This is a genomic window from Bacillus cereus group sp. MYBK139-1, assembly GCF_051916915.1.
Lineage (GTDB): Bacteria > Bacillota > Bacilli > Bacillales > Bacillaceae_G > Bacillus_A > Bacillus_A pacificus.
On sequence record NZ_JBQAHO010000003.1, the window covers coordinates 50,642 to 64,920 of the forward strand.

Genomic DNA, 14,279 nt, shown 5'->3' on the forward strand with positions numbered 1-14,279 from the left:
CTATTAAACACTTATTTCACAAGCTGGATAAAAGATTTCAATTTCCCCGCTGCGTGGACATATGCTCTCGCCGACGCTTCCAATACGTCTTGTGCAACACCAAAACCTGATACTTGATGTGTTCCTTCTTTTAGTTCAACATGAACATGAGCCAGTGCATCTTGACCTTGCGTAATAGATTGTATGCGATAATCCGCCAATTCACATTCTAACCCTAAAATTCTTTGGATTGCATTATAAATCGCTTCAATACTACCAGAGCCAGTAGCTGCATCTTCGAATACATTTCCTTCCTCATCTTTTAGTACAACTGTCGCACATTGTGTACTATTTGATACGAAATGTACTTGCAATTGCGTAATATTATATTGCTGAGCCGCAAATGCTGCTTCACCAAGCATAAGTGCTCGTAAATCTTCCTCAGTAATTTCCTTCTTACGATCAGCTAATTTTTTAAACGCTTCAAACACCGCATCTCGTTCTTCCGTTGTAAATTCATAGCCAAGCTCTTTCATTTTTTCTGTAAACGCATGACGTCCAGAATGTTTCCCAAGTACAAATAGGTTTTGAGATTCACCTACTAGCGCTGGTTCAATAATTTCATATGTTGTCACTTCTTTTAATACACCATCTTGATGAATTCCTGATTCATGAGCAAATGCATTCGCTCCAACGATCGCTTTATTTTTCGGTACAACCATACCTGTTAATCTGCTTACTAATGTACTTGTCGCTTTAATTTCTTTTAGCGTCATAGAAGGCTCTGCTTGATAGAAATCTTTTCTAATATGAAGAGCAACTGCGACTTCTTCTAATGCCGCATTCCCTGCTCTTTCACCAATTCCATTAATTGTTCCCTCTACTTGCAATGCTCCCCCTTCAACTGCAGCTAGCGAATTTGCTACAGCCATCCCAAGATCATCGTGACAATGACAAGAGAAAATTGCTTTTTCATATGAAGGAACGGATTCTTGTAAGTACTTAAAAAGAGAATAATATTCTTCTGGATTCGTATATCCAACTGTATCTGGAATATTAATTACATTCGCTCCTGCACGAATCGCAACTTCTACTGCCTCAGCTAAAAAATCTCTTGATGTTCTTGTCGCATCTTCTGCTGAAAATTGTACTGTCGGAAATAACGACTTCCCAAGTGTAACCGAGCGGTAAATACTATCTAATACATCTTCTTTTGACATACAAAGTTTATATTTCATATGAATATCACTCGTAGCTAAAAATACGTGTAAACGAGGAGATACCGCACCTTTCACAGCTTCATATGCTCTTCGAATGTCGCCTTCTTTCGCTCTAGCTAAACTCATAACTGTAGCATTTTGAATTGTATTCGCGATGCGTTTTACCGATTGAAAATCCCCTTCGGAAGCTGCTGCAAAGCCAGCTTCCATTACGTTAATACCAAGTCTCTCTAATTGTTTCGCAATTTGCAATTTCTCTTGTTCATTTAAATTCACTCCTGGTGATTGTTCGCCATCACGTAGCGTCGTATCCATGAACAAAATCTGCTTCATATTATTTCATCCCTACCTTTACTCGCGGCTGTACGAAAGGCATCATTTCACGTAATTTACGTCCAACTACTTCGATTTCATGTTCATTTTCTTTCTCATTTGTCGCATGGAAATTCGGTCTTCCGGCTTTATGCTCTGCAATCCAACCTCTTGCAAATGTACCATCTTGAATTTCTGTTAGCACTGTACCCATCGCTTTCTTCGTATCTTCCGTTACAACACGTGGTCCTGATACGAAGTCGCCCCACTGCGCTGTATCTGAAACTGAATATCTCATATTTTCAAGTCCACCTTCATACATAAGGTCAACAATAAGTTTCAGTTCATGTAAACATTCAAAATATGCAAGTTCCGGCTGATATCCGGCATCAACTAACGTTTCAAATCCAGCTTTCACCAGCGCAGTTACTCCGCCGCAAAGTACAGCTTGCTCTCCAAATAAATCTGTTTCCGTTTCTTCTTTAAATGTCGTTTCTAATACACCAGCTCTCGTCGCTCCAATTCCATCGGCATAAGAAAGTGCCTTTTCAGTCGCAACTCCTGTTGCATCTTGGTATACTGCAAATAGTGCCGGAACAGCTCCTCCTTCAGCAAACGTACGACGAACTAAATGTCCCGGCCCTTTTGGTGCTACTAAAAATACATCTACATTCGCTGGTGGTTTCACTTGATCAAAGTGAACATTAAATCCGTGTGCAAAAACGAGAGAATTTCCTGCCTGTAAATTTGGCGCAATTTCCGCTTCATATACTTCTGGTTGCAGTTCATCTGGCAGTAAAATCATTACTACATCAGCCTGCTTTGCTGCTTCCGCTACTGTATATACTGAAAATCCATCTTCTTTCGCTTTATCCCAAGACTTCCCTTTTCTTAAACCTACTACTACATCAAATCCGTTATCACGTAAGTTTTGCGCATGCGCATGACCTTGCGAGCCGTATCCAATGATTGCTACTTTTTTTTCCTTTAATACATTTACCGTTACATCTTTTTCATAATAAACTTTTGCCATTTTCATTTCCCCCTATAGTTAAATGATTATTGAATTAACATAACTTGCTTATCTTGTTTTTTCATACTACGCGTAAAGGCTGTTACCCCTGTTCTTGCAATTTCTTTCAAACCGTATGGACGAAGTAATTCAATTAATGCTTCTACTTTCTCCTGTGTACCTGTTACTTGCACAACTATGGAATCCTTTCCAACATCTATTACAGCGGCTCGAAACGGTTCAATTAAACTATATAATTCCGCCCTCGCTACCGAAGTTGCTACTTTAATAAGTGCAAGTTCTCTTGCAATCATCGCTTCTTCTGTAATATCTGATACTTTCAAAACATCAATTTGCTTATGCAGTTGTTTAATTAGCTGCTCAACTTGCTGTTCATTTTCAACGTGTACAACAATCGTCATCCGCGATATGTCCGATGATTCCGTATGACCTACTGAAATACTTTCAATATTAAAATGTCTTCGTGTCATAACACCTGTAATTCGGTTTAACACACCACTTTGATTTCGAACTGTTGCTGTAACAATTCTCTTCACCTTTTTTCCACTCCCTCCATTTGGTGAACACCTTTCCCTGGCGCAACCATCGGCATTACCTTTTCTGATTGAAGTACACGGCAATCAATTACGACCGGTTCTTGTAATTCAATTGCATGCTGCAATTGTTTCTTCGCAAGAAGTGGATCATCTATGCGAACTCCTTTTATGCCATACGCATTCGCAAGAGCAACGAAATCTGGTTGACACGATAGTAAAGAGTGCGAATATCTTTGGTTATAAAATTCATCTTGCCATTGTCTTACCATTCCTAAAGCTTCATTATTTAAAATAAATACTTTAACAGGTAAAGAGTGTTCTTTTAACACACTTAATTCTTGCAGAGTCATTTGAAATCCAGCGTCACCAACAATTGCAATAACTAGTTCTTCAGGCTTTGCAATTTGTGCACCAATTGCTGCAGGGAATCCGAATCCCATCGTTCCTAATCCTCCTGAAGTTACCCATTTATCAGGATTTTTCAGCGGATAATATTGCGCTGCCCACATTTGATGTTGCCCCACATCTGTTGTTACAATCGCTTCTCCTTTCGTAATTTCATATAACATATCAATTGCATATTGAGGCTTAATACTTTCAGAATTTCGTTTATAAGAGAATGGATACTTTTCTTTTCTATTCTTTAATAAAGAGATCCACTCATGATGATTTTCTTTCCTTCCTTCTGTTTGAAGTAATACTTGGAGCGCTTGCTTAGCACTGGCAACAATAGGAATTTCAGTCGGCACATTTTTTCCGATTTCTGCTGGATCAATATCAATATGCGCGACAGTCGCTTCTTTCGCAAAATAAGCTAAATTTCCAGTAAGACGATCATCGAATCTCGCACCTATATTAATGAGTAAGTCGCATTCATATAACGCCATATTAGCTGTGTAAGAACCATGCATCCCTCCCATGCCTAGAAAAAGTTCATCATCTGGCGGAAAGCCACCAAGACCAAGTAATGTATGCACAACAGGAATTTCGTATTTACGAGCAAAACTTGTTAATTCTTTCGAAGCTTTCGCATGCAATACACCTGCTCCAGCTAAAATTAATGGCTTGTTTGCAACCCTAATTGCTTGTAATAATTTGTTTATTTGAAGTAGATTCGGTTCATAATTCGGGTTGTATCCTGGTAAATCCATTTGCGCATCACTACATCGTTCGCCTTGCTCTACTACCATATCTTTCGGAAGGTCAATAACGACTGGCCCTGGTCTTCCTGTTCTCGCAATATGAAATGCTTCTTTAATAATTCGAGGTAAATCTGAAGCCTTTCGCACTTGATAATTATGTTTTGTCACCGGCATCGTAAGCCCCATAATATCAGCTTCTTGAAAAGCATCACTTCCAATTAACGTTGTCGCTACTTGCCCTGTAAATACAACAAGTGGTAACGAATCAATCATCGCATCTGCTAGACCAGTAATCACATTTGTAGCACCCGGTCCACTCGTTGCAATGACAACCCCTGGATTGCCAGTAATTCTGGCATATCCTTCAGCAGCGTGAATAGCACCTTGTTCATGCCTTGTTAAAATATGTGGAATTTCACAGTCATAGAGTGCATCATAAAGAGGTAAAACAGCACCACCAGGATAACCAAAAATCACTTCTACTCCTTCCTTTTCTAGCGCTTCTAACAATAGCTGTGCACCAGTTGCCAGTTTCTCTTCCGTTTTTGAAGACATTGTTCTTATAAGCCCCCTTTTAAAAACTTTTATCAATAAAAAAAATCCTACGTCCACACTCCAGCTATGTGCTGAAGGGACGAAAGATTTCGCGGTACCACCCTTCTTTGCAAGAATACTCTTGCCTCAGTGACCCATAAAATGAGTCTAGCTAGTAACGGAGCTACCGTCTAAGCCTAGACAAATGCTTCAGCTTAGCACTCAAGGGCGATGTTCGTCGACGTGAACCATCGGTTTCCAGCAACCACCGACTCTCTGTGAGGCTTCACAATCAACTACTCCTCCCTATCAACGCTTTCTTATGTTATAAAAAGTTGTTATCCAACTTTATTTTCTTCGTAAATTTTCTCTCCATCTTCTATAACTAACTTTCGGAATTCTTCTAGTAAACGATTCGTATGTGGACCCGTTTGCCCTAAACCAATCGTTCTACCATCTACTGTCGTAACAGCAATTACTTCAGCTGCTGTTCCTGTTAAAAATACTTCGTCAGCTACATATACGTCATGTCTTGTAAATAACTCTTCTCTAACGTCATATCCAAGTTTTTCACCAATTTCTAAAATAGCGTTTCGTGTAATGCCTTCTAACGCTCCAGCTGAACTTGGTGGTGTAATTAATTTATTTCCTTTTACAATAAATACGTTATCCCCTGAGCCTTCAGCTACGTATCCTTGATCATTTAACATAAGCGCTTCTTGTACTCCAGCCAATTTCGCTTCGATGCGAACTAAAATATTGTTTAAGTAATTTAAAGATTTTACTTGAGGCGACAATACATCTGGACGGTTTCGGCGCGTTGCAACTGTTACAACTGGAATCCCTTTTTCATAATATTCTTGCGGGAATAAAGATAGTTGCTCTGCAATTACTACTACATTCGGTTTTTTACAAGAATCAGGATCTAACCCAAGATTTCCTGCTCCTCTCGATACAACTAGGCGAATGTATCCATTAGATAATTTATTTTGTCGAATCGTCTCAACAACAATATTCGTTACTTCATCTAAAGAATATGGAATTTCTAACATGATGGATTTTGCTGATTCATATAACCGGACAAGATGCTCTCTCAAACGGAAAACATTACCGCTATAGACTCTAATTCCTTCAAATACTCCATCTCCATATAAATAACCATGATCATATACTGATACTTTTGCCTCGTCTTTTGGAACAAATTCTCCATTTAAGAAAATCCATTGCTCGTTCACTGGAAAGCGCCTCCTATGTTCTATGAATTTTTTATTGTTTCCTAGTTTACTCTCCTTTCTAAATAAATCAAGTGAATTTTTAGAAAATTTATAATTTTTATTCGTACGTACATCTTTAATTATATTGATTTAACAACATTGTTAACGTTTACAAAAAGTCAAAAAATTTTTTTCGTCAATTTTCACTAAAAAAAATATTTGTTTAAAAGAAGGATTTTCGTCAATTGATACGAATCTATTGTATTCAATAAACGGACGTCCGTTTTTATAAATTCGGGAATATACAATGACTTTTGCTGAAAAAGGGGGAAAATAATAAAAATAACGCTGTCTAAAAATAACATTCATATTTTTCATTTCGGAATCATAATCCTATTTTTAAAAAACAATTTGTCAAAATGAAGGAGGAAATCAATATGGCGTGTGTACAAATTAAAGGAACGAGACAAGAGGTAGTAGAAATGCTTCAACTATTCGATCTAATGGATACGAAAGGTTTTTGTAAATTCGATAATTATGTAGAGGTAGAACCAAATAATAAAGAACATAACAATTTTATTGCTTCCATCGACATCCATTCAAATACTTCTTCCGCCCAAGATACTTTAAACGATCAATTCGTAAGCCAAATGCTTACTGGTGTATATAACGACTAAATAAAGTCGTACTTTAATCAGACTACCCGTAAATAACAGATAAATATATGCTTCCTACCGTCTTTGTATAAATATATACGATGAACTTGAGCATACTAACAACTAGATGGTAGGAGGTGAGAATTATGGCTAAAATTGGTGTTGAAAATTCGTTAACAGATGTCCAACAAGCTCTTCAGCAACAGGGGCATGAAGTCGTTACAATTAACTCGGAACATGACGCACAAGGATGCGACTGTTGCGTTGTAACTGGGCAAGATTCTAATATGATGGGTATTGCAGATACATCAATAAAAGGATCGGTAATTAACGCCCACGGTTTAACAACAGATGAAATTTGCCAGCAAGTTGAGAGCCGCATTTAAATTCCATACAAAAAAGAAAGAGGACTCCTTCTGAAAAGGAGTCCTCTTTTTTATATTCACCTAACGGGAAAGTAACATATACTGGATGAAAGCCCTACCTCTCTCTCATCATTACGGTTCCACTGACCGCTCCTTGATTCACTAGTATACCTATAAAGCCTATAATTATAATTTATAGGGTTTGTTCACAAAAGTTGTTGGTAAAACTACCCGATCTTTCGCAAACTTTTCGTATTATATTTATAAGATTTATTTACTTTACACTAGCTGTAACCGAGACACGAATTAAAATTTTAACATCAATATAACAACTTGTCAACATTTTTCACAAATTTAAAACAGACAATAACGGTTTGTCTGTTTTAGAATGGAGCTTTTTCTTTTATTACATATACAACAAAACCGCTTACTAACATACATAAGCCAACTACTAAGTTTTTGATATTAATCATAAATTCCTCTCCCTTATTCCACACATCATATATATTTACAGTTCAATTATTCCGATCATCCTAAAGCGCACTTTTTCTAATATATCATAATTCCTAAAAAATGCAAGTTCACTTTTAGCGACCATTTACAAATTTATCTACAGTGCTTGGTACGGTATTTAAAGCTTTTTCAATTAAATGTGTACTACTATTGAGATGCAATACTTGCACACCGTTAGAACCAACTACTAAAAAAGCAACTGGGCTAATAGAAACCCCAGCCCCACTTCCGCCTCCAAATGGATGACTTTGCTTATTCTCTTTATGCTGCCCTTGTCCATTATTATGTTTTTCGGAAATAAATTCACCTTTAAAGTCACTTCCTCCAGCTCCAAAACCAAAGGCCACTTGAGATACTGTTAATACTACATTTCCGTCAGCTGTTGAAACTGGACTTCCAACAATCGTATTTACATCTACCATCTCTTTTAAATTTGTCATTGCTGTTTTCATTAAATTTTCAATTGGATGTTCCATTATGTATTGCACCCTTTCCTCATTATTCTTTTTTATACTTTCCAAAATAGAGGAAGTCATACTAACTTTTCCTATTTCAAAAAAACAATCTTCACCTTTTAAATGGATATTACTCCCTGTACATACTCGGATAAAAAGGAAAAAGAGATACATACTACTATTGAACCTTGTTATGAAAGGAGTCATGACTTTGACTGAGAAATTTGATGAGTATAAAAAAAGAGATAGAATAGATAGTGATTATAGTGACTATAAAGAAGAATATGCAGCTGAGGTTGCACCACAGCGCATTGATTATGATTACGATGAGAAGGACCATAAAGATAATGTAAGATCGTCCGCTGCTGGATCAACGGCTGGCTTTATCGCTCTTGCCTTATCTATCTTATCACTTTTCACCTTCCCAACATTATTCGGTCTTGTTTCTGTACTACTAGGTATTTACGCTTATAACCGCGGAGCTACTGTAACTGGTGGTATCGCTGCGATTGTCGGCGGAATTGCAGCACTCATTGCAATTTTATTCCGAGTAGCGCTTATCGGCTTATTGTTCTCCCTCTTTTAAAAAGAAAAAGGTATCTCGCTTATGCGGGATACCTTATCCTGTAAATACATCTTCTGACGGATATTTAATTTTTTGTTTTGCTGGTCGCGCTAAAGAAAATACAAGTGTTAACGGTCCGATTAATCCACAAAACATAACAAACATAATAATACATTTTCCAAACGCTGATAACTTTGCAGTAATTCCCATCGTTAATCCTACCGTTCCAAACGCTGAAATTGTTTCAAATAGTAACTGAATAAAACTGAAGTTTTCTGTAAGCATTAACATAAATACTGCTGCAAAAATAAGGATTTGACTAGCAACGGCAATTGCTAATGCTCTCGTTACTGTCGACATTTTAATTGTGCGCTGAAATAATACGATTTCCTCTTTCTTTCTAAAGAAAGAAAGAACAGATGTAACTAAAATAACAAACGTTGTTAATTTAATCCCTCCACCTGTTGATACACTTCCTGCACCAATAAACATTAAAACCATCGTAAATAATATAGATGATTCTTCCATTCCCCCGTAGTCAACTGTATTAAATCCAGCCGTACGAGGAGTAATCCCTTGGAAAAAAGAAGCCCATAACTTTTCATTTAACGGTAAATTCCCTAACGTCTTCACATTATTATATTCCAATACAAAAATCACAATCATCGCTATCACATTTAGCGCTACCGTTCCAATAATCATGATTTTGGAATGAAGCGATAGTTTTCGAAAACTCCGGCTATACCATATATCAATTAGTACGGTAAATCCGAGACCACCTATTACGATTAAAGAGCAAATCCCAATATTAATAATCGGATCGCCTACATACCTTGTTAAATTATCCGGCCATAGAGCAAATCCAGCATTATTATAAGATGCGATCACGTGAAAAATACTATAGTATACACCTTTTCCAAAGCCAAACTCTGGAATAAAACGAAATGATAAAAAGATGACCCCAATAAACTCAATACAAATTGAAAATATAAAGACACGTTTTACTAATTTTACGAGACCACCTATATTTGTCTGATTAAATGCCTCTCCAATTAATAAGCGATGACGTAATCCGATTTTTTTACCTAATACCCAAACAATTAAAATGGCAATTGTCATAAGACCTAAACCGCCCGTTTGAATTAAAAACATAATTACAATTTCGCCAAACATCGTAAACGTACTTGCAGTATCTACTACTCCCAACCCCGTTACAGTTGCTGCTGATGTTGCCGTAAAGAAAGCATCTACCCAACTAATATGTACTTTCGTTGCGAATGGTAACTTTAATAACAAACCGCCCACCACAATTAAGCAGAAAAAACCTAATGCTAATATTTGTGGTGGATTTAATCGTATAAAACGATTATACAGCCTTTGTCTTTTTGTTACTTCCATATTCACTAGCTCCCTTTTTTCCCCTCATAACTAAAGGCTTATAAAGTGAAACTTTAATCAGTGGGGGTTTTCTTCATCCCCCACTGATTATTAGTTGAACCAATCGGGCTTTAATGAGCAGCCCGACCCCCACCTAATTTCTTTGCTTTCGCTGAATTTTGAGGTGGGGGTCTTACTGCCCATTAAAGCGGGATAAAAAACCTTAAATAGCAGGATAAACCTTATATTCTTATAATATAGTTGAGCATAATCCTTTTTTTCATAGTTTTCAACTGTTATTTATACTCGAACGTCACTTCATTTATGAAAAGACTCTTTCTATTATAAGTATCCTTACTCTATAACTCTCACAACAATCATTTTATATGTATCATTTCTTAAATTCTCATACCTTTCACTCTATGTTCACATAGGGGTCACATCTATCTTTTATAGTATATGTATCGGAGCTGTTCCTCCCTAATTTATAAGACATTCCCCAGTGTCTTGAACAGCTTTCCATCCCTAATTAAATTGACATAAATTGTCCCCTTCCCTAGACCATCCTATGTGATGGTCTTATTTTTTTGTCTTTCTATCTTCTATTTAAAACTCCCTCTCTCTTTCACTCTATGTTCACACGGGCGTCACATCCACATTTTATAGTATATGTATCGAAGTTGTTCCTCCCTAATTTATAAGACATTCCCCAGTGTCTTGAACAACTTCCATCCCTAATTAAATTGACATAAATTGTCCCCTTCCTTTGGCCATCTTGTGTGATGGTCTTATTTTTTTGTCTTTCTATCTTCTATTTAAAACTCCCTCTCTCTTTCACTCTATGTTCACATGGGGGTCACATCTACTTTTTATAGTATATGTATCGAAGTTGTTCCTCCCTAATTTATAAGACATTCCCCAGTGTCTTGAACAACTTCCATCCCTAATTAAATTGACATAAATTGTCCCCTTCCCTAGACCATCCTATGTGATGGTCTATTTTGTTTTCTAAATAGTGTATTTAGCTTTTTCTGCTTACTTTAGTAAAAGCAATCTATATTTAAATAGATACTTTTGTACAAAATATTCAGAAAATATTGTCAAAATAGGTAGTTTTTCGGTACAATTAATGTAGAAAGTAATTTCACAAAAATAAGGAGGGGGTTTTATTGAAACAAACAAAAGCAATCTTAATTGCATTATTTCTCGGTTTAGTTGTCGGACTCACTTTAAATTTAGCTGCACCATCCATTTTTGAACCATTAAATCAATATGTGTTCAATCCACTTGGTCAATTGTTTATTCGCCTCATTAAAATGCTAGTTGTCCCTGTTGTATTCATTTCTATCGTACTTGGAGCTGCTGGTCTTGGGGACCCGAAGCAACTTGGAAGAATTGGTTTAAAATCAATTTCATTCTTTCTTGTAACTACAGCCGTTGCCATCTCTATTGCAGTTACATTTGCACTGATTATACAACCAGGATCTGGTGGTAATTTTAAAACCGAAGGGCTTAAATATGAAGGTGCAAAAACCGAAACATCTTTCGTCGATACATTGCTAAATATCGTACCAGATAACCCAGCAAAAGCGATGGCTGATGGAAACATGTTACAAATTATTGCCTTTGCCGTATTAATTGGACTTGGTATAGCTATTTTAGGAAAACGTGTCCAAGGTATTCATTCATTACTTGAACAGGGCAACGAATTAATGATGTATCTCGTTAATCTCGTTATGAAATTAGCTCCAATCGGAACATTTGGGTTGCTTGCTTCATCCGTTGGTAAAATGGGTCTTGCAGGCGTCGCTGCGATGTTCAAGTATATGATTGTCGTTATGCTAGTACTTATTATTCACGGTGTCTTCGTATATGGTGGCTTATTAAAAGTATTAGCAAAAGAAAGCATTGTCCGTTTCTTTAAACATTTCGGACCAGTAATGGCGATTGGATTTAGTACATCTAGCTCTAATGCATCTCTGCCATTTGCAATGAAAACCGCACAAGAGAAACTTGGTGTTCCAAAAGCAATCAGCTCTTTTGTACAACCACTAGGTGCAACAATTAATATGGATGGTACTGCCATTATGCAAGGTGTAGCAACTGTATTTATCGCTCAAGTATACGGCGTTGAACTTACTATTTCCCAATTAGCTGTAGTCGTATTAACTGCTGTACTAGCTAGTATCGGCACTGCTGGTGTACCAGGTGTTGGGCTTGTAATGCTGACGATGGTTTTAAATCAAGTAAATCTACCGGTAGAAGGTATTGCCTTAATTATCGGTATTGACCGCATTCTAGATATGTCAAGAACAGCTGTAAATATTTCTGGTGATGCAATTTGCGCAATGATTGTCGCAAAATCAGAAGAAAAATATAATACAGATCAATCTGCCGCATCTTAAATCAAAAAAGGAGTGAAATGATTCACTCCTTTTTTGATTTACTTCCCTTTTTCGAACGATATTCTTTTCCTTTATTATCGTTACCAGTTTCAAATTCTGCACTAAACTCTTGCTGAAATTGCCCTGATTTCGGCGAGCCTTGATTTCCGCTCCCTTTACTACCATTTCGATTTGTCATATTTCTGCCCCCTTCCTTTATTAGTAGTATGTTACATATTTTCTTTTTTATAATCTTTTACATACGAAAGAAGACCTTCCTCATATAAGGAAAGTCTTCTTTTTAAATGTAAGCGTTTTCTTACTTATAATGACTTAAATAAGTTTTTTAGAAATAGATATCATTATATTCATTTCTTCTTCTGAAAGCGTAGAAAATCTTTCTTGCAAATATTGTTTTTTTGCCTCTTCCATTTTTGCAACTAAATCTTTTCCTTGTTCAGTAATCTCCAAATATACAACTCGGCGATCTGACGTAGAACGTGAACGAGTTACAAAACCTTTATTAATTAATTTTTCTGTAACAGCTGTAATATGACTATTCGACACATTTAACTCATTCGCCACACGTGATACCATTTCTTTATTCGTACGATTCAATATTCTAAGGACGATAAACTCATTCCACGGTATGTAACCACCAAATATTTTTCCAATATCATTACGCAACGTGCGGAACATAGCAAAAACATTTGTCGATAGTTCTTCCATTAATTGCTCTCGATTTTGAGACAACTTTGACAGCCCCTTTTATTTCATTTAGTTAAATAAAAACCTTATTAATAATTTTACATGAAATCTTACTTTTTGTCACCTTATTTTCCCATAATTCGTAGTTTTTTAATAGATATTTCATGATAAAATGAAGTTAAATTTCCAAAAAAAGGAGTTAGGATAGTGGGTGAAGAAGACAAATTTTCGAATTTCAATCTAAAAGATAAAACTTTGATTATTGGTTTTGTTATTCTGTTCCTCATTGTAATTTTTGCATTTATATTTTTTGTATATGTAGGAATCTTTCATATTACTGGTGTAGAGTATAGGTCGCGCACTGCCTTACTTCTATTTTTTTTATTAATTACTTTCTTAGACGGTATTATATTTTTCATCTTCAGTTTCTTCAAGGCACTGCTATATCCAATGACACAAAACATGCCAAATTGGCTTTCTATTACTCTTTTCGCAATCATTGAAATTACGCTAGATTGGTTCGTCATTCATACCGCTGACGATTGGATAGAGAGCGTGCAACTATCCAACATAGCTGAATTATGTGTCGTACTATTCTTTTTCCTATTAAGTAAATTATTAAGTGACAAGAAAGAGTAAGAATACAAGCTTTTCTCTATAAAAATTGATACAATGAAAACAAATCATACGAAAGAGGTGTTACTTATGAACTTACAACAATGGGCTGATAAAGGTATGTCCTTTGATACATATGTGAATGAAATGAAAGTAAATCAATACGAGCTACTGCACATTTACAATAACTTTTTAATTCCAAATGAATTACTTCCTGTATTAGAAGAACGTCAAAATGATGGCTGGCGTGTTATCGTATTAACAGCTGATTGGTGTGGCGATGCTCTTTTATGCGTGCCTGTTATGAAACGAATTTCTGAAGTTGCAAATATTGATATGTCATTATTAATTCGCGATGAAAATTTAGAATTAATGGATCAATATTTAACAAATGGAACAGCACGTGCGATTCCAATCTTTATTTTCATTGATAAAGATGGAAACGAACAAGCAGTTTGGGGACCACGTGCTCCAAAAGTACAAGAGTTAGTAACTTCAATGCGCGCTACATTGCCTGAAAAAGAAGACCCAACATTCGAAGAGAAACAAAAAGAAATGTACGCTAATTTCCGTGCCACATTAGCTGATGACACTTCTCTTTGGGAACATGTAATGGAAAGCATGATGGAAAAAGTAGTAAAATAAAAAAACTGCCGAACTCGGCAGTTTTT

General features: G+C 36.2%; 17 protein-coding genes and 1 other annotated feature. Of the genes, 6 read left to right on the forward strand and 11 right to left on the reverse strand.

Going from position 1 to position 14,279, the window contains the following annotated elements; translation table 11 throughout:
• Positions 1-11 precede the first annotated feature (11 nt).
• The 6 genes from leuA to ACTFRS_RS17260 all read right to left on the reverse strand — a co-directional run bounded on the left by leuA (position 12) and on the right by ACTFRS_RS17260 (position 6,348).
• The gene (gene leuA, locus ACTFRS_RS17235; RefSeq protein WP_440023577.1) at positions 12-1,532 is read right to left on the reverse strand and encodes a 2-isopropylmalate synthase; all 1,521 of its coding nucleotides are present in this window, start codon (positions 1,530-1,532) and stop codon (positions 12-14) included.
• A gap of 1 nt (position 1,533) precedes the next feature.
• A complete protein-coding gene (ilvC, locus tag ACTFRS_RS17240) occupies positions 1,534-2,544 on the reverse strand; it encodes a ketol-acid reductoisomerase (RefSeq protein WP_139869725.1) in 1,011 nt (336 codons plus the stop codon).
• Between the two features lie 26 nt (positions 2,545-2,570).
• Complete coding sequence (gene ilvN, locus ACTFRS_RS17245; RefSeq protein WP_000822948.1) at positions 2,571-3,080, reverse strand: acetolactate synthase small subunit; 510 nt, start codon at positions 3,078-3,080, stop codon at positions 2,571-2,573.
• On the reverse strand, positions 3,077-4,777 hold the full coding sequence (gene ilvB / locus ACTFRS_RS17250) for an acetolactate synthase large subunit (RefSeq protein WP_440023575.1): 1,701 nt from the start codon (positions 4,775-4,777) through the stop codon (positions 3,077-3,079). Before ilvB ends, ilvN begins: the two co-directional genes overlap by 4 nt.
• Before the next feature lie 72 nt (positions 4,778-4,849).
• Positions 4,850-5,078: a binding site (T-box leader), on the reverse strand.
• Between the two features lie 16 nt (positions 5,079-5,094).
• Positions 5,095-5,991 carry a branched-chain-amino-acid transaminase gene (ilvE, locus tag ACTFRS_RS17255; RefSeq protein WP_001005497.1) on the reverse strand — a complete coding sequence of 299 codons (897 nt, stop codon included), beginning with the start codon at positions 5,989-5,991 and terminating at the stop codon, positions 5,095-5,097.
• Positions 5,992-6,132: 141 nt separating this feature from the next.
• Positions 6,133-6,348, reverse strand: coding sequence for a hypothetical protein (locus tag ACTFRS_RS17260; RefSeq protein WP_140168456.1), 216 nt, complete (start codon positions 6,346-6,348; stop codon positions 6,133-6,135).
• Between the two features lie 59 nt (positions 6,349-6,407).
• Between ACTFRS_RS17260 and ACTFRS_RS17265 the strand changes: the two genes are divergently transcribed.
• Positions 6,408-6,647, forward strand: a complete 240-nt coding sequence (locus ACTFRS_RS17265; protein ID WP_000752504.1) for a DUF3911 family protein — start codon at positions 6,408-6,410, stop codon at positions 6,645-6,647.
• Positions 6,648-6,772: 125 nt separating this feature from the next.
• Complete coding sequence (locus ACTFRS_RS17270) at positions 6,773-7,012, forward strand: YkuS family protein (protein ID WP_001062581.1); 240 nt, start codon at positions 6,773-6,775, stop codon at positions 7,010-7,012.
• A gap of 362 nt (positions 7,013-7,374) precedes the next feature.
• Here ACTFRS_RS17270 and ACTFRS_RS17275 read toward each other — a convergent pair whose 3' ends face one another.
• Together ACTFRS_RS17275 and ytfJ are read right to left on the reverse strand one after the other, a co-directional pair.
• Positions 7,375-7,464, reverse strand: coding sequence for a hypothetical protein (locus ACTFRS_RS17275; protein WP_000608225.1), 90 nt, complete (start codon positions 7,462-7,464; stop codon positions 7,375-7,377).
• Between the two features lie 114 nt (positions 7,465-7,578).
• Positions 7,579-8,040, reverse strand: a complete 462-nt coding sequence (ytfJ, locus tag ACTFRS_RS17280) for a GerW family sporulation protein (RefSeq protein WP_001997038.1) — start codon at positions 8,038-8,040, stop codon at positions 7,579-7,581.
• Positions 8,041-8,152: 112 nt separating this feature from the next.
• Between ytfJ and ACTFRS_RS17285 the strand changes: the two genes are divergently transcribed.
• On the forward strand, positions 8,153-8,545 hold the full coding sequence (locus tag ACTFRS_RS17285; RefSeq protein WP_440024585.1) for an imidazole glycerol phosphate synthase: 393 nt from the start codon (positions 8,153-8,155) through the stop codon (positions 8,543-8,545).
• 33 nt (positions 8,546-8,578) lie between these two features.
• Here the strand turns inward: ACTFRS_RS17285 and ACTFRS_RS17290 are convergent, their stop codons facing one another.
• A complete protein-coding gene (locus ACTFRS_RS17290; protein WP_139869729.1) occupies positions 8,579-9,922 on the reverse strand; it encodes a TrkH family potassium uptake protein in 1,344 nt (447 codons plus the stop codon).
• Positions 9,923-11,070: 1,148 nt separating this feature from the next.
• On the opposite strand from ACTFRS_RS17290, the gene ACTFRS_RS17295 reads away from it, so the two are divergent.
• On the forward strand, positions 11,071-12,306 hold the full coding sequence (locus tag ACTFRS_RS17295; RefSeq protein WP_000814817.1) for a dicarboxylate/amino acid:cation symporter: 1,236 nt from the start codon (positions 11,071-11,073) through the stop codon (positions 12,304-12,306).
• A 22-nt stretch (positions 12,307-12,328) separates the two neighbouring features.
• On the opposite strand, the gene ACTFRS_RS17300 is transcribed toward ACTFRS_RS17295, so the two are convergent.
• Both ACTFRS_RS17300 and ACTFRS_RS17305 read right to left on the reverse strand, forming a co-directional pair.
• Positions 12,329-12,484 (reverse strand): hypothetical protein, encoded by a 156-nt coding sequence (locus ACTFRS_RS17300; RefSeq protein ID WP_000184931.1) that lies wholly within the window; start codon positions 12,482-12,484, stop codon positions 12,329-12,331.
• Between the two features lie 134 nt (positions 12,485-12,618).
• Positions 12,619-13,038: a MarR family winged helix-turn-helix transcriptional regulator gene (locus ACTFRS_RS17305; protein WP_139869644.1), complete on the reverse strand. Its 420-nt coding sequence runs from the start codon at positions 13,036-13,038 to the stop codon at positions 12,619-12,621.
• A 162-nt stretch (positions 13,039-13,200) separates the two neighbouring features.
• Here ACTFRS_RS17305 and ACTFRS_RS17310 point away from each other — a divergent pair, with 162 nt between their 5' ends.
• Positions 13,201-13,632, forward strand: a complete 432-nt coding sequence (locus ACTFRS_RS17310) for a regulatory YrvL family protein (RefSeq protein WP_139869645.1) — start codon at positions 13,201-13,203, stop codon at positions 13,630-13,632.
• Between the two features lie 33 nt (positions 13,633-13,665).
• Positions 13,666-14,253 (forward strand): thioredoxin family protein, encoded by a 588-nt coding sequence (locus ACTFRS_RS17315; RefSeq protein WP_125902873.1) that lies wholly within the window; start codon positions 13,666-13,668, stop codon positions 14,251-14,253.
• Positions 14,254-14,279 lie beyond the last annotated feature (26 nt).

Excerpts from the sequence above, each read along its gene's own strand:
- leuA (WP_440023577.1), bottom strand. The coding sequence starts at position 1,532 with ATGAAGCAGATTTTGTTCATGGATACGACGCTACGTGATGGCGAACAA.
- ilvC (WP_139869725.1), bottom strand. The coding sequence starts at position 2,544 with ATGGCAAAAGTTTATTATGAAAAAGATGTAACGGTAAATGTATTAAAG.
- ilvB (WP_440023575.1), bottom strand. The coding sequence starts at position 4,777 with ATGTCTTCAAAAACGGAAGAGAAACTGGCAACTGGTGCACAGCTATTG.
- ACTFRS_RS17260 (WP_140168456.1), bottom strand. The coding sequence starts at position 6,348 with ATGAAAAATATGAATGTTATTTTTAGACAGCGTTATTTTTATTATTTT.
- ACTFRS_RS17265 (WP_000752504.1), top strand. The coding sequence starts at position 6,408 with ATGGCGTGTGTACAAATTAAAGGAACGAGACAAGAGGTAGTAGAAATG.
- ACTFRS_RS17270 (WP_001062581.1), top strand. The coding sequence starts at position 6,773 with ATGGCTAAAATTGGTGTTGAAAATTCGTTAACAGATGTCCAACAAGCT.
- ACTFRS_RS17275 (WP_000608225.1), bottom strand. The coding sequence starts at position 7,464 with ATGATTAATATCAAAAACTTAGTAGTTGGCTTATGTATGTTAGTAAGC.
- ytfJ (WP_001997038.1), bottom strand. The coding sequence starts at position 8,040 with ATGACTTCCTCTATTTTGGAAAGTATAAAAAAGAATAATGAGGAAAGG.
- ACTFRS_RS17285 (WP_440024585.1), top strand. The coding sequence starts at position 8,153 with ATGAAAGGAGTCATGACTTTGACTGAGAAATTTGATGAGTATAAAAAA.
- ACTFRS_RS17290 (WP_139869729.1), bottom strand. The coding sequence starts at position 9,922 with ATGGAAGTAACAAAAAGACAAAGGCTGTATAATCGTTTTATACGATTA.
- ACTFRS_RS17300 (WP_000184931.1), bottom strand. The coding sequence starts at position 12,484 with ATGACAAATCGAAATGGTAGTAAAGGGAGCGGAAATCAAGGCTCGCCG.
- ACTFRS_RS17315 (WP_125902873.1), top strand. The coding sequence starts at position 13,666 with ATGAAAACAAATCATACGAAAGAGGTGTTACTTATGAACTTACAACAA.